Below are 24,621 nucleotides of genomic sequence, written 5' to 3'. Positions count from 1 at the left end.
CGGGCCGGACAGCCGTTCAGCTCACGTGGCGATGTTGCGCAGAGCCACGGCGAGCTTCCGCAGGTCCAGGCCCGCCAGGTGGTCGAGGAAGTGGCGGCGGACGGAGGCCAGGTTGGCGGGCCAGGCCTCCTCCAGCCGGGTCAGGCCGACGTCGGTGAGGACGGCGTTCCAGCCGCGAGCGTCTTCTTCCGACCTGACCCGTTTGATCAGCCCCTGACTCTCCAACCGGCTCGCAAGACGTGTCATACCACTGAGCGACATCTCCACGGCGGCAGCGAGGTCGCTCATGCGCAACTGCCGGTCCGGAGCCTCGGACAGGTTCACCAGGGTCAGATACTCGCTGAGAGAGAGCCGCTGCTCCCTCATCATGTCCGCGTCGATGGCGCGGGGCAGGGCGTAGATGACACGGCCGAGCGCTCGCACGACAGCCTCTTCGTCTGCGGTGAGGGGGCGCAATCCCTGCTCGATGGACTCCGACTTCCGTGCCTCGCGTGACATGACTCCATGTTACTTGGTTACTTGCTCAGCGAAGAAACTCCTGAGCCCATCGATCACTCGCACAGTCAGACGGATGCCCTGCCCCGCTTTCTCCGGGGCAGGGCACGAGCAATGACGCTAAGTGCGTTACGCGGCGCGGAGCGGGGCGAGAGCCGCGCTCCAAGCCAGCACCTGGTCCAGCGTGGTGTTCAGCGCCTCCACCTGGAAGTCGCCGGGCTTGAACTCGCTGAAGTTCTCGAAGTCGTTGAACAGCGACAGTGCAACCTGGGAACGGACGTCGGCCATCTGGAGTTCACCCGCGACCAGGCGCAGGTGCTCCACCGCACGGGCGCCACCCAGCGAGCCGTAGCTGACGAAGCCGACCGCCTTGTTGTTCCACTCCGCGTAGAGGAAGTCGATCGCGTTCTTCAGGACCCCGGACGTGGAGTGGTTGTACTCGGGCGTGACGATGACGAACCCGTCGAACGAGGCGATCTTGCTCGCCCACTCCTGGGTGTGCGGCTGCGCGTACTGACCCAGCGACGGCGGGAGCATCTCGTCGAGGTGCGGAAGCTTGTAGTCCAGCAGATCGACCAGCTCGAACTCCGCGTCGGTGCGCTGGGAGGCGACGTCGTACACCCAGCGGGCCACGGCCTCGCCGTTCCGCCCGGGGCGGGTGCTGCCGAGGATGATTCCGATCTTGATCATGGCAATCCTTCAGGGAGGTGCTCCCGGCACACGTCCGGGATTTAATTGCTTCAACAAGCAACTTATATTCCAAAGAACTTGCTTCGTCAAGTAACCTCTGCGAGGAAGCGGCCGCGCACCGATGAGGCGATGCCTTCCATGACACAGAAACCGGCGCCCGCAGCCGGCGCGATACGACCGCTCACGGCGGACGAAGAGGCCGTGGTCCGGGCCCTTCCGCATCTCGTCTACTGCCTGCCGCGCGATCGACGCCGACATGGTCCGCGAGCAGCGGCTGTCCACCACGGAGCACCTGACCCTGATGCATCTGTCGGAGGCGCCGGACCGGCAGCTGCGCATGGGTGATCTCGCCGACGCCTGCGAGATTGTCACTGAGCGGTACGACCCGCGTCGTACACCGGTTGGAAAGCCAGGGCTTCGTCCGGCGTGTGCGGTACGGCCATGACGGCCGCGGGTGGCGCGCCGCCCCCACCGATGCCGGGCCGGCCATCCTGGAGGAAGCATGGCCGACGAATCTCGCCGCCGTACGCCGCCACTTCCTCGACCATCTGGCCGGACTGGACCTCGGGAAGCCGGCCGCCGCTCTGCGCAACGTCGCCACTGAGCAAACACACCGCCGCCCGCCTCAGTCGACCTGGCGTCGGCTCGTTGTCCTGCTCGACGGCCAGAACAGCTACTCGACGGTCAGAAGACCTGCAGGAGGCACCCGCAGGCGATAACGACCGCCGCGGACACGGACATCAGGGCGGTCAAAGTCTTGCGCATCTTCACGGGGCTCTCCTGGTCGTTCGGTACACGCGGCGACCCGGCCGGACTCAGAGGCAGTACCGCACGAGCCACTCGTCCGGGTTGTACGCGCCCCTTGCCGGATCGTGGTCCACAGCCGGCCACTCTTCGATCATGTCTTCCGGGCGGACCCGCTCCGGCAGCTTCCCGAAGCGTTGCTGCCTGACCGACTGGGCGGCCGAGTTCTCCGCCGTGCCTTCGTCCTTCATGTCGATACCTCCGGCGACCTCAGAACGGAACAGTGGGGCGACGTTGTCGATCCTCATACACCGATCGTCACCTGTCAAGGGGGTGACGCTCGCTCGGTCTGTGCTCCGTCAGCGCGAGTGCCCGGCGACCGTCCGCTGTGCGCTCGTCCGCTTGCGCGCGCGATAGGCGGCCGCCTTCATCTTGTTGCCGCACGGATCCATGGCGCACAATTCCCGCCGGGCGCCCCGGGACCGGTCGATGTGGATCTGCGAGCACTCGGGGTTGCCGCACTCCTTGAACAGGAACACGTCCGCACAGCTGAGCGCCCCGACGACGTCCCGTGCGACGTAGGCGAGGGCCTGCTCGACGGTGGCCTCCACCTGGCGCCCGCCCGCGGTGAGCTGCGGGACGCCAGGGCCTTCTCCAGGTCCGCCGGCCCGCAAGGGATCTCGCGCTCGGTGATCCCGGCCTGACGGAACCACTCATCGAGCCTTTCCTCCGCTGCGGGGCCTCACCTCGACCCCGCGCCCACTGGACGGCGTGCCGCCGTTCGTCTAGCACGCGTCCATCCGCAACCCGGAGATCGCCGAGCAGGCGGCGGTGATCGCGGGAAGCCCTCAGCGAGTCGTCGACCGCGTGCCGGCCTACCGCGAGAACGCGGGGGCGATTACCAGCGTCAGCTGTTCAACGTGGACGGCATCGGCGTGCCGCACAAGACGGTGCTCGAACAGATCGAGATGCTGGGCGAGATCGTGCCCGTGCTGCGCAAGGAGTTCGCCGACGGCCGCCCTGCCCACGTCCCGGACGCCCCCACTCACACCTCGCTCACCGCGGCGCGGCAGGGCCGGGGGCGGGCCGCGTCCGAGGACGGCCCGCGATGAAGCACCCCATCGAGGGGCATCGACACGGCCACCGCTTCGAACAGGAGGACTTTCACATGACCGAGCTCACAACCCACGTCATCCAGGCGCACGGCGGTCTCGACCGCTATGCGCAGTACGAGACAGCCACCGTCGACTTCCGCTCCGGAGGGGCACTGTGGGCGATGAAGGGCCGGGAGGGCATCTTCGACCGCGCCTCTGTCCGGGTCGGGCTTCGCCGGCAGTACACCAGCCACTACCCCTTCACGGCTCCTGGTCTGCGCACATCCTTCACCGCCGAGCGCGTGGCCGTGGAAACCGACCAGGGTGAGGTCCGGTCCGAGCGCCTGGCGCCCCGGAACGCGTTCACGGGTCACACGCTGGAGACCCCTTGGGACGACCTGCACGTGGCCTACTTCGCCGGTTACGCGATGTGGACGTACCTGACATCCCCCTTCACCTTCGTCTCCCCCGGGTTCCTGACCGAGGAACTGCCTCCCGTGAGGGAGGAGGGCGAGACGCGGCGCCGGCTGAAGGTGACCTTCCCCGAGGACATCGCCACGCACTGCCGGGAGCAGGTCTTCTACTTCGACGAGGCCGGACTGCTCCGCAGGCACGACTACACCGCGGAGGTCATCAACGCGGGACCGGCCGCGCACTACAGCTTCGACCACGCGGAGTTCGGCGGAATCATGGTCCCGACCAGGCGACGCGTCCATCCGCTGAGGGAGGACGGGGTGGTCCTGCGCGACTTCGAACTCGTCACGATCGACATCGCGGACGTCAGGTTCGACTGACGCCCACCGCAGCCCTCTCGACGTCGGACGAGCGCGCCCCCAGCAAGGACAGGCAGTTGCGCCACAGTGCCTCGAGCTGCGAGGTGTCGTTGTAGAGCTTGGCGAACAGCACCTGCCCCTCCAACTGCGCCACCACGGAACGGGCGGCGGCGCGGGTGTCGGCGACCGTGACGTCCCCGCGCTCCAGCGCCGCGGAGATCACGTCCTCGACCATGTCCACCTGCGCGTCGAAGATCTGCTGCAGACGCTCACGAATCGCATCCGTCTGGTTGCTCATCTCCAGGGTGAGATTGCCGAACATGCACCCGGACACGGTGCCGCAGGTGGCCTGGCCGGCACGCTGAGCGGCCTCGGTCTCCTCGAACAGCTGCCTGAGCCGCTGCAAGGGCTCCTGGTCGCTGCGCAGGACGCGGACCCAGTCACGCTGCTGGGCGGCCCAGTGCTCGTCGATCACGGCCAGCGCCAGGGACTCCTTCGACTCGAAGAAGTAGTAGAAGCTGCCCTTGGGGACCCCTGCCGTCTTGCAGATCTCGGCGACGCCCAGTGCCGAGTAGCCGCGCAGCTCGATCAGAGTCTGCGCCGCCGTGAGGATCTTCTGCCTTGCATCGCTGGTTCGGCCCATGGGTGAAGTATACGACCATTCGACTACCAGCTCCATGTACGCACGGACGCCAGCCTCTGGGTGCGCGCGCAGGGCAGCCTTCAGGTGCGCGTATGGAGGGCAGCCTTTGACTATTATCGACCGGTCGTCTACTTTTAGGCGACCGGTCGGCTAGTACCTTGGTCGGCACAGTTCACCGACACACCGGAGGATCATCATGAGCATCCAGGATCAGAAGGTCGCCGTCATCACCGGCGCTTCGCAGGGCATCGGCGCCGGGCTCGTCACCGCCTACCGCAAGCTGGGCTACGCCGTCGTCGCGACGTCGCGCAGCATCGGCGAGTCGTATGACGCGGACGTTCTCACCGTCCAGGGAGACATCGCCGACCGGGCCACCGCCGAGCGCGTCATCGCGGCCGGCGTGGAGCGGTTCGGCCGCATCGACACGCTGGTCAACAACGCGGGCATCTTCGTCTCCAAGCCGTTCACCGACTTCACCGAGGAGGACTACGCCGCGGTGATGGGGGTGAACGTCGACGGCTTCTTCCGCATCAGCCAGCTCGCGATCGAGCAGATGCTCAAGCAGGGCGGCGGGCACATCGTCCAGATCACCACCAGCCTGGTCGAGCACCCGAACTCCGCCGTGCCCTCCGTGCTCGCGTCCCTGTCCAAGGGCGGCCTGCAGGCCGCCACCAAGGCCCTCGCCATCGAGTACGCCTCGCGGGGCATCCGGGCCAACGCGGTCGCCCTCGGGACGATCAAGACTCCGATGCACCCCGAGGAGTACCACGCGACCCTCGCCGAGCTGCACCCGGTGGGTCGCATGGGCGAGATCGACGACATCACGGACGCGGTGATCTATCTGGAGAACGCCCCCTTCGTCACCGGGGCGATCCTGCCCGTCGACGGTGGGCAGACGGCCGGGCACTGACCAGGCCGGACCTTCGTCGGCAAGCCGGCGCGGGCTCTGCGCAGCCACTTCACCGACCGCTGCACCGGCTCGCGCCCGTCGGCCACCCCGCGGCTGGGACTCCGCAGACCGGCTCGCGCCTGTGGCCCGCACCGGGGGGTCAGGGACAGAAGACTCCACGACAGCACTCACCGAAACCGACAAGGAACAGGGTCATGAGCCACCCGATGCACGAGGTCCTCGCCCGCTGGAAAGCCGCCTTCGACAGCCACCAGCCGGACGTGATGGCGGAGCTGTTCACCTCCGACGCCCTTTTCCAGGGCTTCGGGCCGGTGGTCGTCGCAGGCCGCGACGCCGTACGGGCCTACTACGAGGCGGTCGCGGACGATCGACGTGCCGATGTCACGGTCCTGCACACCTACTCCCTCGGTGACCGGGTCGCCGGCGGATTCGCGGACGTCACCTTCAGCGACCCGGCAGGATGGGAGGCGAACGTGCACATGTCCCTCGTCCTGCAATGCGACGGCGACGACTGGCAGATCCGGCAGTACCACGTCTCCCGGACGGGCCGGCCCGGAGTGAGGCAGGCCGCCCCACCAGGAGATGTCGCCCCCACGAGAGGAAGATGGAGAAACGCTGCTGCGACGTCGGACGAGCGCCACCGTCACGCAGTGACCTTCTCCCCTGTGTGCGCCGTGCAGCAGCCGACCATCGGATGACGGACGGGAGCAGACATGAACGGCACTTCTCGCGCCTACGACGTGGTGGTTCTCGGTGCCGGTCCCGCGGGCGAGAACCTGGCTGATCGTACGAGGGCGGCCGGGCTCACATCGGTGATCGTGGAGAACGAGCTGCTCGGCGGTGAGTGCTCGTTCTGGGCGTGCGAACCCAGTAAGGCGCTGCTGCGTCCCGTGATCGCGCGCGCCGACGCCCGCCGGGTACCGGGGCTGAGGCGAGCGGTCGAGGGACCGCTGGACGTGCCCGCGGTCTTCGCGCACCGCGACAAGATGGCCGCCTACTGGCAGGACGAGGACCAGGTCGACTGGCTTCGTTCCGTGTCCGTGGACCTGGTCCGAGGTCACGGCCGGCTGGACGGGCCGCGCCAGGTCGTGGTGGAGACGCCCGAGGGTGAGACCGTACGCCTCACGGCCCGGCACGCCGTCGGAGTGTCCACCGGAACGGTCACCGCCTTCCCCGATCTGCCGGGCCTGGAACAGGTCCGTCCCTGGACGAATCGTGACGCGACCGCCGCCAAGCACGTGCCGGACCGCCTCGCCGTGGTGGGCGGCGGTGTGGTGGCCGTCGAGATGGCCACGGCGTTCCAGGCGCTCGGATCGCAGGTGACCATGCTGGTGCGCGGACACAAGGGCCTGCTCAACCGGATGGAGCCGTTCGCCGGAGAGATGGTGGCCGACGCCCTGCGCGCCGCCGGCGCGGAGTTGCGCTTCGGCACCTCGGTGACCGGCGTCGCCCGGGAGGACCGCGACGGGAGCCCGGTACAGGTCGAGCTGGACGACGGGGACACACTGGTCGCGGACGAGATCCTGTTCGCAACCGGCCGCTCGCCCCACACCGCGGACATCGGCCTGGAGACCGTCGGCCTGACCCCGGGCGCCTGGCTCGCCGTGGACGACTCGTACCGGGTGACGGACGTCGCCGACGGATGGCTCTACGCGGTCGGCGACGTCAACCACCGCGCACTGATGACACACCAGGGCAAGTACCAGGCGCGCATCGCGGGCGCCGTGATCGGAGCGCGCGCCAAGGGAGAACCACTCGACGACAGCCGGTGGGGCGCCCATGCCTCGACGGCCGACAGCGCCGCCGTACCTCAGGTGGTCTTCTCCGAGCCGGAGGTGGCGAGCGTGGGGCTGACGACTCAGGAGGCGGAGCGCGCCGGGCTCCGCGTCGACGTCGTGGACTACGAGATCGGCCGCGTCGCCGGCGCGGCCCAGTACGTCGACGGATACCAGGGCAAGGCGCGTGTGCTCATCGACGCCGATCGCCGCACTGTCGTCGGTGTGACGTTCGTCGGCCCCGGGACACAGGAACTCCTGTACTCCGCGACCGTCGTCGTCGCCAGTGAGGTGCAGGTGGACCGGCTGTGGCATGCCGTCCCCGCCTTCCCGACGATCAGTGAGGTCTGGCTGCGCATCCTGGAGACGTACCGGGACCGCGCCGGCACGGTGGCCTGAGCCCATGACCGCACGCCCCTTGTACTCGGCGTCCGTGACGCCTTCACCGAAAGCGAGAAACCATGCGGGAGTTCCTCGTAGAACTCACCACGACCTTCCCGGAAGGCACCGACCCCGCTGAGGTCGACCGTGTCCGCGCGGCGGAGGCCGTACGCGCCGGGGAGCTGGCGGCCGAGGGACACCTCGTACGCCTGTGGCGTCCGGTCGGGGAGTTGCGCAGCATCGGCCTGTGGCGTGCCGACGACGAGACCGGGCTCCGGGAAAGGGTGCTGGGCACTTTGCCGTTGTGGCCCTGGATGACCGCGGCCGTCACGGAGTTGCAGCCCCACCCCAACGATCCGGGTACGCCGGGTTCGCCTGCGTGACGGGATGTGCTGCCGTGGCAGCACCTCGGCTGGGAGGGCTGCCCGCCGCCTCGTGTGGTGGCGGGTGGCCGAGCGCGGTACGTTCGGAAGAGCCAGCCACGCCGTCGTGGTGTCGATAGGCGGCTTGCGGCGCGCGTATCCCCTCGCCGGGAGGCTCCCATGAAGGTCGAAGGGTCCGTCGCGTTCGTCACGGGCGCCAATCGAGGGCTCGGGGAGCAGTTCGTACGGGCCCTCTTCGACGCCGGAGCAGCCAAGGTCTACGCCGGCGCGCGTGATCCCGCGAAAGTCTCCGTACCGAGGGCCGTACCGGTCGCCGTGGACATCACCGACCACGAGTCCGTCGCGGCGGCGGCCGACCTGGCCCAGGACGTGACACTCCTCGTCAACAACGCGGGGTCGACCACACGCGCGGGCATCCTCACGGCCGACCTGGAGTCGTTTCGGCTCGAGTTCGAGACCCATGTGCTCGGAACGCTCGCCATGAGCAGGGCCTTCGCCCCCGTGCTCGGACGCAACGGCGGCGGCGCCATCGTCAACGTCCTCTCCGTGCTGTCCTGGGTGTCGATCCCGGTCAGCGCCGGATACGCCGCGGCCAAGTCCGCCGCTTGGTCGGTGACCAACGCCTTGCGCGTCGCCCTCGCCGAACAGGGCACCCAGGTGACGGCGCTGCACGTCGGCTACCTCGCGACCGACATGGCTGCCGCCGTGCCGGGCCCGAAGTCCGATCCCGGCACGGTGGCCCGCGCCACCCTCGACGGAGTCGAGGCAGGGCAGCTCCAGGTGCTCGGCGACGAGGTCAGCAAGCAGGTCCAGGCCGCGCTGTCCGAAGGACCGGACGTGCTGTATCCCCAACTGCGCGGTGGCCGATCGCTCGTCTGACGCCCGGGGACGAACCTCCGGCCCTCCGAGCCGTCGCCGCCCACTGATCACCGGAGACGCTGATGACGGGCAGCCCGTCGAACCAGCACCGCGACCTCAATGAACAGACCGTGGTGGTGATCGGCGCCAGCTCGGGGATCGGACTCGCCACCGCGCGTCTGGTCCGCGCTCTCGGCGGACAGATCGTCATGGTCGCGCGCAGCCCGCAGCGGCTTCAGCAGGCGGCGGCCGAGATCCGGCCGCTGAGCACCGCGGCCCTCGACGCCACCGACACCGACAGCCTCCAGCAGTTCTTCCACGACCTGCCCGGCACGGTCGACCACGTCATCTCGACAGCCGGCTCCCCGTCGTACCTGCCGTTGGCCGACATGGACCTCGCGGAGGCGCGCCACCACTTCGGCGACCGCATCGCCATGACGCTCGGCATCGCCAAGTACAGCCGAGGCAGGGTGCGGGACGGGGGGACGCTGCTCTTCATCGGCGGCACCGGCAGTCGGCGCCCCGGCGTCGGCAGAAGCATCACCTCGGCACTCACAGCGGCGCTTCCCGCTCTCACCGCCAACCTTGCGCTCGAACTGGCGCCGGTCCGGGTCAATCTCATCGCCGCCGGCTTCGTCGACACTCCTCTGTCAGCCTCGCTCCTGGGCGATCAGCTCGAGGCGCGGCGGGAGGAACTGCGCGCCACGCTCCCCATACGACGGGTGGTCGGCCCGGACGACGTCGCCGCGCTGGCCGTACACATCATGTGCAACGACGCGCTGACGGGGGCCACTTATGACGTCGACGGCGGTCAACAGCTGCTGCCCCACTGATCGAGGCGACTCACCAACATGTGCCACCAGAAGAACAGGAGGGTTCCACCGTGGACATGAAACTCGAAGTGGTGGTGATCCCGGTCGCGGACGTCGACCGGTCGCTGGGCTTCTACAAGGCGCTGGGGTGGCGGCTGGACGCGGACTTCGCCACCGGTGACGGCCTTCGGGTGGTGCAACTGACACCGCCGGGATCCGCGTGCTCGGTCATCTTCGGGGACGAGGTCAGCTCCGCCGCGCCGGGATCCGCCGAGGGCCTGCACCTCGTGGTGACGGACATCGAGGCGGCGCGGGCGGAGCTGAGCGGGAACGGGGTCGACGTCAGTGAGGTGTTCCACGACGCCGGCGGGGTGTTCCACCACGCGGGCACGAAGCAGCGGGTACCCGGCCCGGATCCCGAGCGGCGCAGTTACAGTTCCTTCGTCTCGTTCAGCGACCCGGACGGCAACGGCTGGACAGTCCAAGAAATCACCGAGCGGCTGCCGGGCCGGTGACGATGGGGGTGCGGGTCAGGCGGACGGCGATGTCGGTCGCCCGGTCGTAGTGGGAGGCGCGAGGGTGTGCTCGGCGTCGGAGACGTGACCAGGGACCGCTCCTGGCGGTCGCTGTAGCGGGCGGCGTACTGCCGGGGCGCCCGCTTGCCGCACTGCACCTGACAGCCCGCCCCGGTGCCGGAATGCTGGAGAGATGCAAAGGAGCCGCCGGTGACGAGCCTCGAAGCAGCGGGAGCACGGCCGAACGGTATGGGCAGCGAGGATCACCACGGTGCACGGCGAGGACGACGCGCTCGTGACCCGGCTGCCCGAGCACGTCCAGTGGATGCGAGCCGCGTCCCGGTCACTGGTGTACACGGACACGCGTCGAAGTTCTGGGCGAGCCGCCCACGTCACGGCAGTGACGTACGTCCCGCCCACGACCCGTGGACTACGTCGGCGACGGCATGACAGCGGTGATCCGCATGCATGACGAGGCAGTCGTCACCGCGGTCCGCGCGCGGGACGGTGGATCCGTCACGGCAGTGGCCGATTCTTGTTCGGGAGGTCTTGTCGGCGCAGGTGTTCCCGGCGGCATGGCGTGCTGGACGAGGCATCTGCCGCCGGAGGTGCGGCGCGTCATGCCATGGTGCGCCCCAGCAGCCTGTGCATTGCCGGAACCGCCAGTGTCTTGCTCTTCAGCGCAGATGTCGCCTTGTTGCCCAGTACAAGGACGTCGCGGCCGAGCGCCGGCAGCAGGGTGGTGCCTCCTTCGGGTCCGAACGGCACGGAGAAGATCCGTACCGGCGCAGGTTTGTAGGGGCGCGGCCTGTCTCCGTGTTTGCTGCGGTCCATGTGTGTGCGGATGTTGCGGGCCGCGGCCTCTCCCTGCGTGACCGCCGAAGGGCTGAGCTTCGCCTCGGACACGTCGTTGACGTCACCGATCGCGAAGATGTCCCGCTGCCCCAGCACCCTGAGATACGTGTCCACCTTGATGTGGCTCCTCTCGTCGAGCCATGCACCGAGTCCCGCGAGCCGGAGCCACAGTGTGTTCGGAGTGGTGCCCGTCGTCCAGTACACGACGTCGGCGCCGAGGGGACCACCTGCCTGATCACGCAGATGGTCGCCGACACCGCCTGCGGACGAGACGTAGGTGTTGAGCAAAATCCGCACGTCGTGCTGCTCCAGCCAGGCGCGCGCCTGGCGGCCATCCGATCGTTGCCACTGTGGGAGAGCAGGTTCCGGCCGGAGTGCGCGAGGGTCACCGTGGCACTGGCGTTGATCCGCCGCAATTCCGCCGCCAGCTCCACGCCGGAGGGCCCCCCGCCGATCACGAGGATGCTGCGAGCCTTGGTGACGCGGCGCTGATGATCCCGGAAGGACGCAGCCGCCTCTTCGACGGTGTTGCCGGTGAATCGCGCGGGCTCCTGGTAGTCGGCGCCGGTCGCGATCACCAGTACGTCGTACGGCACCCGATGCCCGGTGGCGAGGACCACCTGTCGCTCCACGGTGGCTATGCCGACCGCCTTGTTGTGCACGACGCGGCCGTTGGCCAGGAGTGAGTCATATGGAATGAAAGGGGCGTACGTCCAGTCCTCGTCGGCACTGGCCCGCAGCGATGCGACACGGTGGAAGAACGCCTCCTTCAGGTCGATCAGTGTGACGTCGGCGTCTGCGTCCAGTCCGCGCGCGAGGCGTACCCCTGCGTACCCCCCGCCGATGATGACGACCCGCCGTGTGGTCGTGGCCATGACCATGATGAGCTCATTTCTTCACGCTCGTTCTGAGTGTCCTTGATCAGGTGCCGCCGTGAACGGGGCCACCTCTGGTTCGACGGCGGATGAAGGGTGCCGGGTTCAAACAAGGCCCGCCTGCCTGCGGCGTCGCTCGCGAAGCCTGGGCTGCCGACGGGCACGCACAGTCGCATCGATCCGGTCGGCAATCGGGTCTCCGCGCTCGCCGGTGCGGTATCTCTCCACGAACTTCCCTCCGCTTACGCCTCCACTTGGCACCGACGCCGACGGAGGACCTCGGCTGGAGGCATCGACGTCGACGCCCACCCCCGTACGGCAACACCGGTCTGCAGGCTCCGACCGGATCCTGCAGACCGATCTCACGCCAGGTCCCGGATCGGATGACAGCGTCAGCGGAAAGGCAGTGCTCAGGACTGCTGACCGCGTGTCGTCGGCCAGGAGGGTCGTTGAGAGCACCCGACCAGACCGGCCGGCTCATCGGCTGCACCGGCCGAAACGGATCGTCGAGCAGGCGACGGACGAGCCGCTCGCCACGCTGTCGCTCTCCGACCTGGCCCGCAGTGTGCCGCACGCCCCCTCAACCAGCGTCATTACGCCACGGGGTGGGGGACGAAGAGGCCCGCGGGACCCGGCGACACCTCAGCATGTCAACGACGGGCGGCAGGCACCACCACCGCGTCCGACATCTAGGGTTTCGGGGGTGTGCGCAGGGGTGGTGACCTCTCTGCGACGAGCACGTGAAACTCGCTTACAACGAGGCGGCCAGGGTGATGGCCGCCGCCACGGCGACGCAAAGGAACAGTACGGGGCTCAGGGCAGCGCTACGGGTCGCGCTGTCCCGGTAGTCGCCCCACTTCAGGTGGTGACCGATGGCTCCAAGGAGCAGGACGGCCACGCCGGTTGCTGCGGCGATGCCCAGCGGCTGCCACCAGATACCCGCAACGAGCCCCACCGCCGCGATCAGCTCGCAGACGCCGATGAAACGAACCAGCCCGGCGCTGAGTTCCCTCGCCACAAGGCCGCCCGGGATATCGCCCTTGAGCTGGACCTTCGGCGCGGCGGCGGCAAGGAGGACGAGAGCCAGGAGAACACTGAGGATGACAGCAGCGGTGTACACGAATGTCCTTGTCGATGAGATGTGAGCGTGTGCGTGGCCGCACCGGCCGACCGGGCCGTGCAGGCGCAACAGGACGTTACGCACCGGGTACGCGGCCCTTGTCGAGGGTGCCGCGCGGGCCAGGTGATCGAGGAAGTGCCGGCGCACGGAAGCCAGGTTTGTCGGCCAGGCCGCTTCCAGGCGAGCGAACCCCGTGTCGGTGAGCGTCGCGTTCCAGCCCTGGGCGTCCCGCCCCGACCTGACCCGATGGAACAGCCCTTGATCCACCGACCGGCCAGCCAGGCGCGTCAGACCGCTGACCGACATCTCGAGCGCGGCGGCGAGATCATCCATACGCATTGCCGGTCCGGAGTCTCGGAGAGGTTCATTGGAGCCAGGTACTCGATGAGGGAAAGACCCTGCTCCCGCAGCATGTCGGCTCGGCGGCGCGAGGCAGGGCGGAGATGACGCGACGGAGCGAGCGCACAACGGCTTCCCGTCCGCGGGCAGAGGCTGCGGTTCCCGGTCGGAAGGATCCGGCTGCCGTGGGACCCGTGACATGATCGCCAGCTACTTGCTCCGCGAAGGATCTGACTGAGAACCACAGGCATGCAGGCAGGCGGCGCGATGTGGCGGATGCCTTGAGGCTCGCTCTCACCGGCCGAGGCAGGCTTCCACGTGTGTCGCGGCCTGCGCGGGTGCGACCGGAGGACTCCCGCAGTGTTGTCCCCCTGTTCGGGAGTCCCCCGTCCTGCCCGCATCGCCAGTGACTCCCAGAATCCCCGGAGCAGCTCTGGGCAATGCCGGTGATGCGCGTCCGTCAGGCGGCGCGCAGGTGAGCGAGGGCGTTGCTCCAGGCCAGCACCTGGTCGATCGTGGTGTTCAGCGCCTCGACCTGGAAGTCACCGGGTTTGAACACGCTGAAGTTCTCGAAATCGTGGAACAGCGAAAGTGCTACCTGGGAACGCACGTCGGCCAACTGCAGTTCAGCGGCGATCAGGCGCAGGTGCTCGACCGCACGGGCGCCGCTCAGGGAGCCGTAGCTGACGAAGCCGACCGCCTTGTTGTTCCACTCCGTGTACAGGAAGTCGATCGCGTTCTTCAGCGCGGCGGAGGTCGAGTGGTTGTACTCGGGCGTCACCATGATGAAGCCGTCGAGCGACCCGATCTTCTCGGCCCATGCGTGCGTGTGCGGCTGGCTGTACTGGCCGAGCGACGGAGGGACCAGCTCGTCGAGGTGCGGAAGCTTGTAATCGAGCAGGTCGATCAGCTCGAACTCCGCATCAGTGCGCTGCGAGGCGATCTCGAGCACCCAACGGGCCACGGCCTCACCATTGCGCCCGGGGCGCGTGCTGCCGAGAATGATTCCGATCTTGGTCATGCCAGAGTCCTTAACGGATGTGGCCCCGGCAACCAGCCGGGGATATACTTGCTTCGACAAGCAACGTATGCAGCAAGAAGTTGATCCGTCAAGTGAATGTTCAGTCGGCCGCATCACGGTTGTCCACGGCTTGACGCTCCCGCCGCAGTCCAGAGGCGCGGCATCCGGATCGACCGACACCACCGCAGGGAACAGGAGCTGACTCGCCAGAAGTCGTCCCCACTCGTCCGACGGGCGCACCTGCACCGCGCACGGGCGCTCCGTCGGCCGACGTAATTTTCACTGCGCCCATGTGAGGTTGAGCCCCCATGACACCGAAGCCCGCAGCAGCCGCACAAGGGTTGCGACCGCTCAATGCGGACGAAGAGGCCGTCGTCCGGTCCCTTCCCTGCCTCATCTACGCCCTACCGCGCGCCATTGACGCCGACATGATGCGTGAGCAGCGGCTATCCAACACGGAATACCTGGCCCTGATGCATCTCTCCGAGGCTCCGAACCGCCAGATGCGGATGGGTGATCTCGCCAGCGCCTGTGAGATGTCGCTCAGTGGCACGACTCGAGTCGTGCACCGCCTGGAGAGCGAGGGTTTCATCGAGCGCGTGCGCTGCAGTCAGGACGGCCGCAGCTGGCATGCCGCCCTCACCGACGCCGGCCTCGCCCGTCTGGAAGAGGCATGGTCGACCAACCTGGCCGCCGTACGCCGGCATTTCCTCGACCATCTGGAGGGCCTGGACCTCGCGAAGCTCGCCGCGGCCCTGCGGAACATCGCGAGCTGAGCGCCGCACGCACCGGCTGCGGCACCCCTTCTCCGCCTTTTGGGCAGGGGTCTCGACGCGCTACTGATCCAGCGACAGGGCGCGGGCAGCCGTTTCACCGGTCTCTGCACGCACGACCGTTCCGGCGGCCTGAACGCCCCGTTGCCCTTGTGGCCCCGGGGTCGCGCCCAGTGGTTCCGCGTGCGCTGTGTTTCATCGACACAGTCGGACCACAGGTGCCCCTTCCGTCGGTGAACGCAGGACTGTCGACCGCCGTCCGCTGTGACACAAGGCACAGTCAACGGTTACGTACCGGGCGACACACATGGCTATATTTGCTTCGCGCAGCAACTTAATCGCAGGCTCCGCCGCGGTGAAAGGCGGGCGCCGCGGCACCGTTGCTCACGGGCCACCAGTCCCACGACCGTTCTCCCATCGACGAGCGGCCCATACCACTTGGGGAAGGAAACACACATGTCTCCCACTGCCACCGACATCCAGTCCGACCGCTCGTGGACCGAGGGTGTCCTCGCCGTACCCGGTACCGGGCGGCATCGCGGCAGGCGCGCCGACGAGGATCTGTGCATGCCCGGAATCGATTCCGCGGGGCACGGCCGTCATCGTCGAACAGCACGTACTCCCCTCCTCCTGCCGACCGCGGCTTTCGACGTCCTCAGCAGCGAACCGGTACGACAGCTCGTCCGGAACTGAGGCGCGGGCTTCGGCCGGAGCACCACTCAAGTGGGCCCCGGAAAAGCGTCTCAGCCGACCTCACTCAACGATCGTCCGGACGCACTGGTCAGCCACGTTTCAGGCAGGCCGTCAGCCGCTCCGGCCCGAGCACAGTCCGTCCGGAGGTGACCGTTGCCATCGCCCACCGCCGTGGGACGCACTCGCTGCGCCCGAGACGTCCTCGCGGCGCGGGCCCGGGTCGCATCAGCGCATAACACCTCGGACGATCAGCCGACCTCTCGACACCCACCGGCGGTGACGGCGAGAAGAACACCAAGACAACAGACAGGACGAGCATGATGCAATTCGGGATCTTCGGTGTGGGAGACGTGGCGCGGGACCCGGTGTCCGGTCGGACCCCCACGGAACACGCAAGGATCAAGGCACTCGCGGACTACGCGAAACTCGCCGAGGACGTGGGTCTGGACGTCTTCGCGATCGGCGAGCACCATAACCCGCCCTTCATACCGTCCTCGCCCACCACTCTTCTCGGGTACATCGCGGCACGGACCGAACGAATCGTACTGTCCACGTCGACGACTCTGATCACCACCAACGACCCGGTGAAGATCGCCGAGGACTTCGCGACGCTCCAGCACCTGGCCGACGGCCGGGTCGACCTGATGCTGGGCCGCGGCAACACCGGCCCGGTCTACCCCTGGTTCGGACAGGACATCCGCAACGGCATCCCCCTCGCGGTGGAGAACTACGCCCTGCTACGGCGGCTGTGGCGCGAGGACGTGGTCGACTGGGAGGGCAAGTTCCGCACACCGCTCCAGGGGTTCACCTCGACGCCTCGCCCACTCGACGGTGTACCGCCGTTCGTCTGGCACGCCTCCATCCGCAGCCCCGAGATCGCCAAACAGGCCGCGTACTACGGCGACGGCTTCTTCCACAACAACCTCTTCTGGCCCAAGGAACACGTCCGACGGCTGGTCGACCTCTACCGCGGCCGCTTCGAGCACTACGGTCACGGCCGAGCAGACCAGGCCGTCGTCGGTCTGGCAGCGCACCTGTTCGTGCGGCCGAAGTCCCAGGACGCCGTACGCGAGTTCCGCCCCTACTTCGACCACTCTCCGGCGTACGGGAACGGCCCGTCCCTGGAGGAGACCATGGCGCAGACCGCGGTGATCGCGGGAAGCCCTCAGCAGGTGATCGAGAACGTGCTGGCCTACCGCGAGAACGCGGGGGGCGACTACCAGCGTCAGCTGTTCAACGTGGACGGCATCGGCGTGCCGCACAAGACGGTGCTCGAACAGATCGAGATGCTGGGCGAGATCGTGCCCGTGCTGCGCAAGGAGTTCGCCAAAGACCGCCCGGCGCATGTCCCGGACGCCCCCACGCACGCCTCCCTCACCGCGGCGCGCCAGGAGCGGACCGAGTCCGGGGAGGACCGGCGATGAAGCGCACCCTCACCGTCGTCTCGGCGGGACTGCGACTGCCCTCGTCCACCCGGATGCTGGCCGACCGGCTCGCCGACGCCGCCCGTCGGGAGCTGGAGGGGCAGGGCACACAGGTCGACGTCAACGTCGTCGAGGCGCGGGACCACGCACACGACCTGGTCAACTACCTCACGACGGGCTACCCGTCGGCCGAACTCAGGCGCGTGTCCGACGAGGTCGCGAAGGCGGACGGCCTGATCGCGGTGACCCCGACCTTCACCGCTTCGTACAACGGCCTGTTCAAGATGTTCTTCGACTGTCTCGACGACACCATCCTGGTGGACAAGCCGGTACTGATCGCCGCCACCGGCGGCACAGGACGGCACTCCCTCGTCCTCGAGCACGCCCTGCGGCCGATGTTCGCCTATCTGCGCGCTGTGGTGCTGCCCACCGCGGTGTTCGCCGCCACGGAGGAGTGGGGCGGGGGCGACGACTCCCAGGAACCGCTGCTGCGGCGTATCCAGCGCGCGGCCGGGGAGCTCGCCCGTGAAGTAAACCGGCAGGAGTCCCCGCAGATCGAGGACCCCTACAGCGACCCGGTGCCGTTCGAGCGGTTGCTGGACGGCCGATGAGCCGGCAGCCGGGTATTCCCGGACGCACGCACATCGCGCTGCGGCCTGTCACACCGGGTCGTGCACGGCGGCGACCTGATGCAGACGGCCAAGGGGTACGGCGTCGCCGTCATCGTGCCGGACCTCGTGGCACCGACCGCGTCATCGAAGCACGCCGAGGTGGCCAAGGCGTCGCTGCCCGATCACCGCGGGTCCCAGCGAGATCGGGGCGGCGGTGAGGTGGAAGGCGACCGAGGACCAGAAGGCGGAGAAGGCCGCGAAGAACGTTCCTCCCAGCGCGGCCGAAAGACGCAGCGGCGCGTGCTCGGTGATCAGCTTGGGGAGCGATGCCAGCAGACGGAGATAGCTCTGCTGCGGTCGGCACGTGCCGGCCGCTCGGCCGGCACGTAGCGCGGAAGCATCAGCGACAGAGCGCCGGTGGCCGCGGCGGCGACGGCGAATCCGGCGCGCCAGGTGTCGGCGGTCTCGGCGATGAGGCCGGCGGCTGTGCGCGACAGCAGGGCGCCCAGGGTCGGGCCTGTCCCCACGGCGCCCAGCACGCGACCGGCGTTGCCGGGAGTCGCCATCGAGACCACGGTCGGCATGATGGCCTGCGGCAGCACGGTGGTGGCGGAGAGGACGAGGGTCGCCATGCTCAGCAGGACGATCGAGGGGGCGAAGGCGCCCGCGAGGAGCCCTGCGGCGGTGATCGCCGGCAGCAGGGTGGACAACCGGCGCAGCCGGGCGCCGTCGGCGAGCGGCACGATGGCGATGATGCCCAGCGCGTAGTCGATCTGCCCTGTCGTGGCCACCAGCCCGGCGGTGGAGGCCGAGGTGTGGAAGTACCGGGCGATCTCGTCCAGGAGTGGCTGGGTGAAGTAGATGTTGGACGGTGATCGCAGTCGCCGTGGCGAAGACGGGGATGGTTCCCCGCTTGACGCCCGGGCGGGTGGCTGCGCTGGTCATGGGGGTCCTCAGGTGCGTGATTCACGGGTGGCGCGACGGGCGGTGACGCGAAGGTGACCCGGAGTGCCCGGCTGGAGGCGCCGGCCGGACCTGACGGCGGCGTTGGGGGGATCCCCCCACCACGCGCGCCCCGCCGGTGAGCCGCCCGCCGTCAGGCCAGCCTGTTCCAGATGAGTTGGGCCGTGCGTTGCGCGCCCCACAGCCGGGTGGGAGTGGCGAGACCGAGCCGGAGGAACGAACCGGCGAACTCCACCGTGCGCACCTGGGACCGTCCGACCCAGTTCGGGAACAGGCTGGTGGTCACGTGGTGCTCGACGGTGCCCGGGTCGACGACCTCGAACGGCCCGCCGTAGGCGACGTACCCGGCCGCCGCCTCCGCCAGTTCGCCGGGCGAGGCGTCTTCGAGACGGGCCGACCGCATGGGCGCGCGTTCGCCGCGGCCCAGCTGGGCGGACATGTGTCCCTCGGGGGTGTACACGATCAGTCCGTACGGAGTGGGGCCGAAGGGGTGGATGACATCCCCGTCCGCGCTCGTGGCGGTGTACGACACGAGCTGCCACGCGCCGATCAGCCTCCTGCGCACCTCCTCGCGGGCCCGGTTCTCGGCGGTCTGGTCGGTGACGGTCATGGAAGGACTCCTTCCTTATCACGGGAGCGAACGGGCCCCGTCCAGTGACGCGGACGGGGCCCGCGGTGGCGGATCAGGACCGGGTGAGTTCGCCGTCGACAAGCCGCCACACCTGCAGCGGGTTCGCCTCGCGCAGCGGCTCGGGCAGCAGTTCGTCCGGGAAGTTCTGGTACGTCACCGGGCGCACGAACCGCTCGATGGCACCCATGCCGACCGAGGTGAAGCGGCTGTCGGAGGTGGCCGGGAACGGACCGCCGTGCGTCGACGCGTACGAGACCTCCTGCGGAATGGAGAAGGCGTTGAACACGATGCGGCCGGTGCGGCGCTCCAGGATCGGCAGCAACTCTGCGGCGGCGCCACGGTCGGCGGCGTCGGCGTGCAGCGTCGCCGACAGCTGCCCGCGGAAGGCGCGGGCCGCCTCGGTCAGCTGCTCCGAGCTGCTCAGCCTGACCAGCAGGACGGCGGGGCCGAAGACCTCCTCCCGCAGGGCGGGCTCGGCCAGCAGCCGCTCACCGGTGACCTCGTACAGCAGCGACTGGCCGTCCCAGGCCCGGGCCGGGGCCGCTCCCGCGGCGACCCGGGTGGCGCCTTCGTCCTCCAGCCGCTGGGCGTTGCGGGTGTAGGCGTCGTGGATGCCGGGCGTGAGCATGGTCCGCGCGTCCACCTTCTCCACCTCGGCGGCGGCCGCGTCACGCAGGTCGCGATAGCCGGGCCCGTCCACGGCAAGGAGGATGGCGGGCTTCAGGCAGGCCTGCCCGACGTTGTACATCGCCCGCTGGACCAGTCCGGCGCCGATCTCCGCCCCGCGCGCGGCGAGCGCGGCCGGCAGGACGAAGGTCGGGTTGACGCTGGTCATCTCGGTGAACACCGGGATCGGGTCGGGGCGCCGCTGGGCCCGGCGGTAGAGGGCCATGCCGCCGCCCTCGGAGCCGGTGAAGGTGACCGCCCGGACCAGGGGGTGGTCCACGAGCGCCTCGCCGATCTCGTTGCCGGCGCCGCGCAGCAGGGAGAAGACGCCTTCGTGCAGCCCGGCCTCGGCGACGGCCTGCCGGATGATCCGGCCTTCGATCTCGGATGCGCCGGGGTGGGCGTTGTGGGCCTTGACGACGACGGTGCAGCCCGCGGCGAGGGCCGAGGCGGTGTCGCCGCCCGCCACCGAGTAGGAGATCGGGAAGTTGCTGGCGCCGAATATCACCACGGGCCCGAGGGCCACCTTCTGCAGCCGGTGGTCCAGCCGCGGGGTGGGCTGCCGGTCCGGCTGCGCGGTGTCGACGGCGGCCTGGAGGAAGCGTCCCTGACGGACGACGGTGGCGAACTTGCGGAACACCCCCGCGCTCCGTACGGCCTCGCCCTCGAACTGGACGGCGGGCAGACCGGTCTCCAGGGCCAGACGTGCCGCGAGCTCGTCCTTGGCCGCCTCCAGCTTGTCCGCGATCAGGTCGAGGAACGCGGCACGCTGGGCCAGTCCGGTGTGGCTGTAACTGTCGAAGGCCTCGTCGGCGAGGCGGAGCGCGCGGTCGACCTCGGCCGCGCCGCCGAAGGCGAACTCCGGTTCGAGGAGTTCTCCTGTGGCGGGGTCGAGCGCCTTCATGGTCCCCGCGGTGGCGGCCACCTCGGCCGCCCCGATCAGCAGTTCTCCGGTCAGTGTCATGCGCGTGCTCCCTTGAAAGCGACGGTGAGCTCGTCGGTGGTGGTGATGGCGTGGGCGTAGGTGGGGCCGTTCAGCTCGTGCGCGGCGTGCATCATCTCGGGGAGGAACGCCGCGGTGGCGTCACGCACGAGGGTCACGTGGTAGCCGAGTTCCATGGCGAAACGGCCGGTGGACTCGATGCAGGTGTTTGCCAGCAGGCCGACGACCACCACGTGGGTGATGCCGTGCTGCTTGAGCTGGAAGTCCAGGTCGGTGTTGGCGAACCCGCTCTGCGCCCAGTGCTCCTGGACGACGACATCGCCGGGCTGCGGCTGGAAGTCGGGGTGGAACTCCCCGCCCCAGGTGCCGCGGGCGAAGCTGTGGCGCTCCATGATGCCGAGCTGGGTCGGGTTGGGGTGGTGCCACGTCTCGTAGTCACCCGGCTCCCAGCGACGGTGCGGAACGAACACGACGCGCACGCCGGCCTCACGGGCCGAGGCGACCACCGAGCGCAGGTGCTCCAGCAGTCCCACCTCCTGGGCGATGGGCTCCAGGCGCGGCCAGATCTTGCCGCCCTCGGAGAGGAAGTCGTTGAAAGGGTCGACCATCAAGACGGCCGTGTGACGGGGGTCGTAGGTCTGGGACACGGTTCTGCTCCGATCTGGATGATTGCCAACATCCAGACCTCAGATTACGCCCATCATCCTGAGAGTCAAATACCGCCTGATCAACCCGCTTTTTCAGGTACGTGTGTATGATGAACCTCATCCAGTTGCGCGGTTGTTGCACTGCGCCGCCCCACGAAAGGCAGGGCCGATATGGGTCACTCGCAGGCGGAGAAGGCGGCGACCCGGGAACGGGTGCTGCGCATCGCGTCCCGCAAGATCCGCTCCGAGGGCATCAGCAGCCTCGGCATCGCGGACCTCATGAAAGAGGCAGGGCTGACGCACGGTGGCTTCTACAAGCACTTCGCCTCCCGGGACGATCTGATCGCCCAGGCCGCCGCCGCCGCACTGGCCGAGGGCTCGGCGAAGATGGAGCGCTCGGCACGGAAGAACGACGAGGACCCGCGCGCCGGCCTCGTCGAGGCCTACCTGGCCAAGCAGCACCGCGACGTACCGGCCACCGGCTGCGCGCTGGTCTCCCTCGGCGGCCCCGCGGCACGCGGCGACGCGGAGTTCAAGGACGCCTACGAGAAGCAGGTCCGCACGTACCTTGATCTGATCGCGGGCCTGGACGACGGCGCCGAGGACGCCCGCGCCAAGGCGATGCTCACCCTCAGCGCCCTGGTCGGCGCCGTACTGATGGCGCGGGCCGTGGCCGACAAGGACTTCTCGGACGAGCTGCTGGAGACGGTCACCGCGCAGCTGACGTGAGCGGTGCCGCCGAGGTGTTCCTCGCCTACTCGTCGAGGCCGGGCCGGCGCCTCGGCGGACTGCTGCCGGCGCGCCGAGGGCCCGGTCGCCGCAGGGTCGTGCGCCGAGCCCTCTCGCCCGCCGGTCCGCTCAGCGCAGCACGACCGCGCTCGTCCGGTTGGTGTTGGCGTCCTCGATACAACCGCGCAACCTCATCACGTCATGCGGGGGCAGGGCCGGGCGGACGACGGCGACATAGACGCTGTCGCGCAGCCTCGTGAGGCCGACGTCCTCGTTGAGGGCGGCCGTGGAGCGACGGCAGGTCTGCCAGAGGTCTTCGGCCGCGAGCCGCGCGTCGCGCACGTGCTGATCACCGCTGGTGTGCACTTCGAACACCATGGTGGTGCTCGCCGCGCGGGGGGGGCTCGGGCCGGGGCTGGGTCGCGTCCGCCAGCGCGGACCACAGAAGAGGGACGAGCAGCAGGCCTCCCGCCGCCCCGGCCACCGCGAACGCCAGGCGCCCCGGCCGGGTGCGCGGTATCGCCGACGGCAGGTCCTCGAGAGTATCCGTGCCGCCGACCGGCGGGACAGTCAGCGCTGTCAGGCGGCCGGCCAGCCGCCGCTCCGCTCCTCGTCCGACACTGGCTCCCGCGATCTTCTGCAGGACCGTCGCGAGGCCGGAGAGGGCCGCGCCCGCCACCAGCACGGGCACGAAGACGAAGGTGCGCTGGGTGCCGCTCAGCTCCTCCAGGTCGGCCGGTGCCAGCCAGGGGAAGCAGTTGCGAGCCAGGGGCCTGGTCTGTTCCAGCCGGTTGCGCACATCCTCCATGCGGGCCGCGGACTGCTCCAGCCGGTCCTCCAGACGCGAGAACCGGGTCAGGAGCAGAACGGTGGCGAGCAGCACCTCGATGATCAGGAAGAAGATCGCCGAAATCAACGCCCGTTGCCATTCCCACCGGGTCAGATAGAGGACCGTGTAGTAGCCGGCGTAGACGCCGGACAGCCCGCCGAAGGCGTAGCCGACCAGTTTCAGGGCTTTCATGCCGCCGTCTCCTGTCGTGAAGCGGTCAGTGCGGACGGAACGGAGGGCGGCGCGGGGACGGTCACCGTTCCCCTACCACCGTCGACGGTCAGGGGTGTGCCGACCGGGAAGCGCCCGGTCGCCTCCACGACGCCGACCGCGGTGGGCACCTGGTACTCGCGCGCCAGAACGGCCAGGTGCGACAGCGGGCTTCCGGTCTCCGCCACCAGCCCGGCGAGGCCCGGCAGCAAGGGCGCCAGGGCAGGGTCCAAGGACGCGACGACCAGCACCGGACGCTCGGGGCGCTCCCCGTGTCCGTGCCAGGCCGTTCCGGCGCCGAATCCGCCGCCCGCCCCCTGCGCCTGGTCCGGCGCGGTCGACGCGGAGGACTTCTCGGCGACGGGCTCGCCGTCGGCGAGGCGGAACGCGGCGGGCAGCGCACCGATCTGCGGACGCGGCATCCTCTCGTCCAGGTCGGCCGGCAGTCCCCCGCCGCGGGCGGCCCGCACGAGCTCCTCCCAGCGCAGCAATGCCAGACGGGACAGGGGCACGTCCTCCTGGCCGGCCCGGAGCCGGCGGGCCAGTTCTGCGAGCATTCGGACCTGCATTTCCTGCACCCATCGGATGCGCAGCCGCAGGCCTTCACGCACCGGCAGCGAGTCCACGCCCCGCGGCAGCACCGTGACGTTGTCCGTGGCGGGAAGGGACGTACGGCCGGCCAGTGAGGGCGGCAGCAGGGCCAACAGAACCGGGTGGCGTGCGACGAGTTCCTCGTGTTCCTCGTGGCTCAGTCCCTGGCCGCGCTCCTCGGCCAGTTCGGCCAGGGCCTCGCCGGCGGCGGTGGCGCTGCTTCCCGCCCCGAGCAGCGCGCCTGCCAGGGACTCCTGCGCGTGCAGGGCCGACAGCGCCTGCCGACCCCAGGCGACGGCGTCCAGCAGCCGACCGCTGAGCATGTCACCGGTCGGAGGGAATCCGGCCAGGGCACGGTCGACGTCCGCCATGAGGTCGACCGCCAGGAGCGGCAGGGCGGAGCGCAGCCGGCCCACCCGCCAGGCAGCCGCAGCGCGCCGTGCCCCGTTGGCGGTGTTGACCCGGTCGAGGAAAGGATGGGCCGGGGGCACGGTGCCCAGCAGCCTCAGGTCGGCCACGGCCCTCCCCCGCACGGTGGTCACCACGGGCAGCTTGCGCAGCCGGCGCCGCGGGGCCGCCCCGGCGATGTCCAGTGCCACGGTCAGGCCGTGGGACATGGGAGTCACCC

General features: G+C 69.3%; 29 protein-coding genes and 2 pseudogenes. 15 read left to right on the top strand and 16 right to left on the bottom strand.

Annotation, left to right across the window (positions count from 1 at the left end):
- Positions 1-21: 21 nt before the first annotated feature.
- Positions 22-498, bottom strand: coding sequence for a MarR family winged helix-turn-helix transcriptional regulator (locus ACFV7R_RS25870; RefSeq protein WP_385267478.1), 477 nt, complete (start codon positions 496-498; stop codon positions 22-24).
- A 126-nt stretch (positions 499-624) separates the two neighbouring features.
- On the bottom strand, positions 625-1,185 hold the full coding sequence (locus ACFV7R_RS25865) for an NADPH-dependent FMN reductase (protein WP_385267476.1): 561 nt from the start codon (positions 1,183-1,185) through the stop codon (positions 625-627).
- Between the two features lie 401 nt (positions 1,186-1,586).
- Here ACFV7R_RS25865 and ACFV7R_RS25860 point away from each other — a divergent pair, with 401 nt between their 5' ends.
- A complete protein-coding gene (locus ACFV7R_RS25860) occupies positions 1,587-1,904 on the top strand; it encodes a hypothetical protein (RefSeq protein WP_385267473.1) in 318 nt (105 codons plus the stop codon).
- Between the two features lie 96 nt (positions 1,905-2,000).
- Here ACFV7R_RS25860 and ACFV7R_RS25855 read toward each other — a convergent pair whose 3' ends face one another.
- On the bottom strand, positions 2,001-2,180 hold the full coding sequence (locus ACFV7R_RS25855) for a hypothetical protein (protein ID WP_385267784.1): 180 nt from the start codon (positions 2,178-2,180) through the stop codon (positions 2,001-2,003).
- A 108-nt stretch (positions 2,181-2,288) separates the two neighbouring features.
- On the bottom strand, positions 2,289-2,540 hold the full coding sequence (locus ACFV7R_RS25850; RefSeq protein WP_385267471.1) for a CGNR zinc finger domain-containing protein: 252 nt from the start codon (positions 2,538-2,540) through the stop codon (positions 2,289-2,291).
- Between the two features lie 118 nt (positions 2,541-2,658).
- Between ACFV7R_RS25850 and ACFV7R_RS25845 the strand changes: the two are divergent.
- Both ACFV7R_RS25845 and ACFV7R_RS25840 read left to right on the top strand, forming a co-directional pair.
- Positions 2,659-3,041, top strand: a pseudogene (locus ACFV7R_RS25845) (5,10-methylene tetrahydromethanopterin reductase); the annotation flags it as partial.
- Between the two features lie 56 nt (positions 3,042-3,097).
- Positions 3,098-3,817: a hypothetical protein gene (locus ACFV7R_RS25840; protein WP_385267470.1), complete on the top strand. Its 720-nt coding sequence runs from the start codon at positions 3,098-3,100 to the stop codon at positions 3,815-3,817.
- Here ACFV7R_RS25840 and ACFV7R_RS25835 read toward each other — a convergent pair.
- Complete coding sequence (locus tag ACFV7R_RS25835) at positions 3,804-4,439, bottom strand: TetR/AcrR family transcriptional regulator (protein WP_385267468.1); 636 nt, start codon at positions 4,437-4,439, stop codon at positions 3,804-3,806. The two genes, ACFV7R_RS25840 and ACFV7R_RS25835, sit on opposite strands and share 14 nt — an antisense overlap.
- Before the next feature lie 196 nt (positions 4,440-4,635).
- On the opposite strand from ACFV7R_RS25835, the gene ACFV7R_RS25830 reads away from it, so the two are divergent.
- From ACFV7R_RS25830 to ACFV7R_RS25800, 7 genes are all read left to right on the top strand, one after another.
- Positions 4,636-5,349, top strand: a complete 714-nt coding sequence (locus ACFV7R_RS25830) for an SDR family NAD(P)-dependent oxidoreductase (RefSeq protein ID WP_385267465.1) — start codon at positions 4,636-4,638, stop codon at positions 5,347-5,349.
- Between the two features lie 194 nt (positions 5,350-5,543).
- On the top strand, positions 5,544-6,047 hold the full coding sequence (locus ACFV7R_RS25825) for a YybH family protein (RefSeq protein ID WP_385267462.1): 504 nt from the start codon (positions 5,544-5,546) through the stop codon (positions 6,045-6,047).
- 15 nt (positions 6,048-6,062) lie between these two features.
- Entirely contained in the window at positions 6,063-7,523 is a 1,461-nt protein-coding gene (locus ACFV7R_RS25820) for a dihydrolipoyl dehydrogenase family protein (protein WP_385267460.1), read from the top strand.
- A 62-nt stretch (positions 7,524-7,585) separates the two neighbouring features.
- A complete protein-coding gene (locus tag ACFV7R_RS25815) occupies positions 7,586-7,888 on the top strand; it encodes a muconolactone Delta-isomerase family protein (RefSeq protein WP_385267457.1) in 303 nt (100 codons plus the stop codon).
- A gap of 159 nt (positions 7,889-8,047) precedes the next feature.
- Positions 8,048-8,767, top strand: coding sequence for an SDR family oxidoreductase (locus ACFV7R_RS25810; RefSeq protein ID WP_385267455.1), 720 nt, complete (start codon positions 8,048-8,050; stop codon positions 8,765-8,767).
- Positions 8,768-8,829: 62 nt separating this feature from the next.
- Positions 8,830-9,579, top strand: coding sequence for an SDR family oxidoreductase (locus tag ACFV7R_RS25805; RefSeq protein ID WP_385267453.1), 750 nt, complete (start codon positions 8,830-8,832; stop codon positions 9,577-9,579).
- A gap of 50 nt (positions 9,580-9,629) precedes the next feature.
- Complete coding sequence (locus tag ACFV7R_RS25800; RefSeq protein WP_385267450.1) at positions 9,630-10,073, top strand: VOC family protein; 444 nt, start codon at positions 9,630-9,632, stop codon at positions 10,071-10,073.
- Positions 10,074-10,691: 618 nt separating this feature from the next.
- Here ACFV7R_RS25800 and ACFV7R_RS25795 read toward each other — a convergent pair.
- From ACFV7R_RS25795 to ACFV7R_RS25780, 4 genes and pseudogenes are all read right to left on the bottom strand, one after another.
- Positions 10,692-11,225: an FAD-dependent oxidoreductase gene (locus tag ACFV7R_RS25795; protein ID WP_385267448.1), complete on the bottom strand. Its 534-nt coding sequence runs from the start codon at positions 11,223-11,225 to the stop codon at positions 10,692-10,694.
- Positions 11,226-11,314: 89 nt separating this feature from the next.
- Positions 11,315-11,803: pseudogene (locus tag ACFV7R_RS25790) on the bottom strand (FAD-dependent oxidoreductase); the annotation flags it as partial.
- 751 nt (positions 11,804-12,554) lie between these two features.
- Positions 12,555-13,256: a DoxX family protein gene (locus ACFV7R_RS25785; RefSeq protein ID WP_385267445.1), complete on the bottom strand. Its 702-nt coding sequence runs from the start codon at positions 13,254-13,256 to the stop codon at positions 12,555-12,557.
- 466 nt (positions 13,257-13,722) lie between these two features.
- Entirely contained in the window at positions 13,723-14,283 is a 561-nt protein-coding gene (locus ACFV7R_RS25780) for an NADPH-dependent FMN reductase (protein WP_385267443.1), read from the bottom strand.
- A gap of 308 nt (positions 14,284-14,591) precedes the next feature.
- On the opposite strand from ACFV7R_RS25780, the gene ACFV7R_RS25775 reads away from it, so the two are divergent.
- The 4 genes from ACFV7R_RS25775 to ACFV7R_RS25760 all read left to right on the top strand — a co-directional run bounded on the left by ACFV7R_RS25775 (position 14,592) and on the right by ACFV7R_RS25760 (position 17,784).
- Positions 14,592-15,059, top strand: a complete 468-nt coding sequence (locus tag ACFV7R_RS25775; RefSeq protein ID WP_385267440.1) for a MarR family winged helix-turn-helix transcriptional regulator — start codon at positions 14,592-14,594, stop codon at positions 15,057-15,059.
- A gap of 453 nt (positions 15,060-15,512) precedes the next feature.
- On the top strand, positions 15,513-15,749 hold the full coding sequence (locus ACFV7R_RS25770; protein ID WP_385267437.1) for a hypothetical protein: 237 nt from the start codon (positions 15,513-15,515) through the stop codon (positions 15,747-15,749).
- 320 nt (positions 15,750-16,069) lie between these two features.
- A complete protein-coding gene (locus ACFV7R_RS25765; RefSeq protein WP_385267782.1) occupies positions 16,070-17,173 on the top strand; it encodes a CE1758 family FMN-dependent luciferase-like monooxygenase in 1,104 nt (367 codons plus the stop codon).
- Positions 17,170-17,784 carry an FMN reductase gene (locus tag ACFV7R_RS25760; RefSeq protein ID WP_385267435.1) on the top strand — a complete coding sequence of 205 codons (615 nt, stop codon included), beginning with the start codon at positions 17,170-17,172 and terminating at the stop codon, positions 17,782-17,784. Before ACFV7R_RS25765 ends, ACFV7R_RS25760 begins: the two co-directional genes overlap by 4 nt.
- A gap of 311 nt (positions 17,785-18,095) precedes the next feature.
- Here the strand turns inward: ACFV7R_RS25760 and ACFV7R_RS25755 are convergent, their stop codons facing one another.
- The 4 genes from ACFV7R_RS25755 to ACFV7R_RS25740 all read right to left on the bottom strand — a co-directional run bounded on the left by ACFV7R_RS25755 (position 18,096) and on the right by ACFV7R_RS25740 (position 21,595).
- Positions 18,096-18,617 (bottom strand): MFS transporter, encoded by a 522-nt coding sequence (locus ACFV7R_RS25755; RefSeq protein ID WP_385267780.1) that lies wholly within the window; start codon positions 18,615-18,617, stop codon positions 18,096-18,098.
- 263 nt (positions 18,618-18,880) lie between these two features.
- Positions 18,881-19,357 (bottom strand): lipocalin-like domain-containing protein, encoded by a 477-nt coding sequence (locus ACFV7R_RS25750; RefSeq protein WP_385267432.1) that lies wholly within the window; start codon positions 19,355-19,357, stop codon positions 18,881-18,883.
- A gap of 73 nt (positions 19,358-19,430) precedes the next feature.
- Positions 19,431-21,008 carry an aldehyde dehydrogenase (NADP(+)) gene (locus ACFV7R_RS25745; RefSeq protein ID WP_385267429.1) on the bottom strand — a complete coding sequence of 526 codons (1,578 nt, stop codon included), beginning with the start codon at positions 21,006-21,008 and terminating at the stop codon, positions 19,431-19,433.
- Positions 21,005-21,595: an isochorismatase family cysteine hydrolase gene (locus ACFV7R_RS25740; RefSeq protein WP_385267426.1), complete on the bottom strand. Its 591-nt coding sequence runs from the start codon at positions 21,593-21,595 to the stop codon at positions 21,005-21,007. Before ACFV7R_RS25740 ends, ACFV7R_RS25745 begins: the two co-directional genes overlap by 4 nt.
- Before the next feature lie 210 nt (positions 21,596-21,805).
- Between ACFV7R_RS25740 and ACFV7R_RS25735 the strand changes: the two genes are divergently transcribed.
- Positions 21,806-22,363, top strand: coding sequence for a TetR/AcrR family transcriptional regulator (locus ACFV7R_RS25735; protein ID WP_385267423.1), 558 nt, complete (start codon positions 21,806-21,808; stop codon positions 22,361-22,363).
- Positions 22,364-22,492: 129 nt separating this feature from the next.
- Here the strand turns inward: ACFV7R_RS25735 and ACFV7R_RS25730 are convergent, their stop codons facing one another.
- The 3 genes from ACFV7R_RS25730 to ACFV7R_RS25720 are packed head-to-tail and all read right to left on the bottom strand — an operon-like array spanning position 22,493 to position 24,610.
- Positions 22,493-22,741, bottom strand: a complete 249-nt coding sequence (locus ACFV7R_RS25730; RefSeq protein WP_385267420.1) for a hypothetical protein — start codon at positions 22,739-22,741, stop codon at positions 22,493-22,495.
- A complete protein-coding gene (locus ACFV7R_RS25725) occupies positions 22,713-23,384 on the bottom strand; it encodes a hypothetical protein (protein ID WP_385267418.1) in 672 nt (223 codons plus the stop codon). Before ACFV7R_RS25725 ends, ACFV7R_RS25730 begins: the two co-directional genes overlap by 29 nt.
- Positions 23,381-24,610: a PEP-utilizing enzyme gene (locus ACFV7R_RS25720; RefSeq protein WP_385267778.1), complete on the bottom strand. Its 1,230-nt coding sequence runs from the start codon at positions 24,608-24,610 to the stop codon at positions 23,381-23,383. Before ACFV7R_RS25720 ends, ACFV7R_RS25725 begins: the two co-directional genes overlap by 4 nt.
- Positions 24,611-24,621: the final 11 nt, after the last annotated feature.

This window comes from Streptomyces sp. NPDC059866, from assembly GCF_042731325.1.
Lineage (GTDB): Bacteria > Actinomycetota > Actinomycetes > Streptomycetales > Streptomycetaceae > Streptomyces > Streptomyces flavusporus.
The sequence above is the reverse complement of the archived record's forward strand: the minus strand, read 5'-3'. Positions and strand labels throughout refer to the sequence as shown.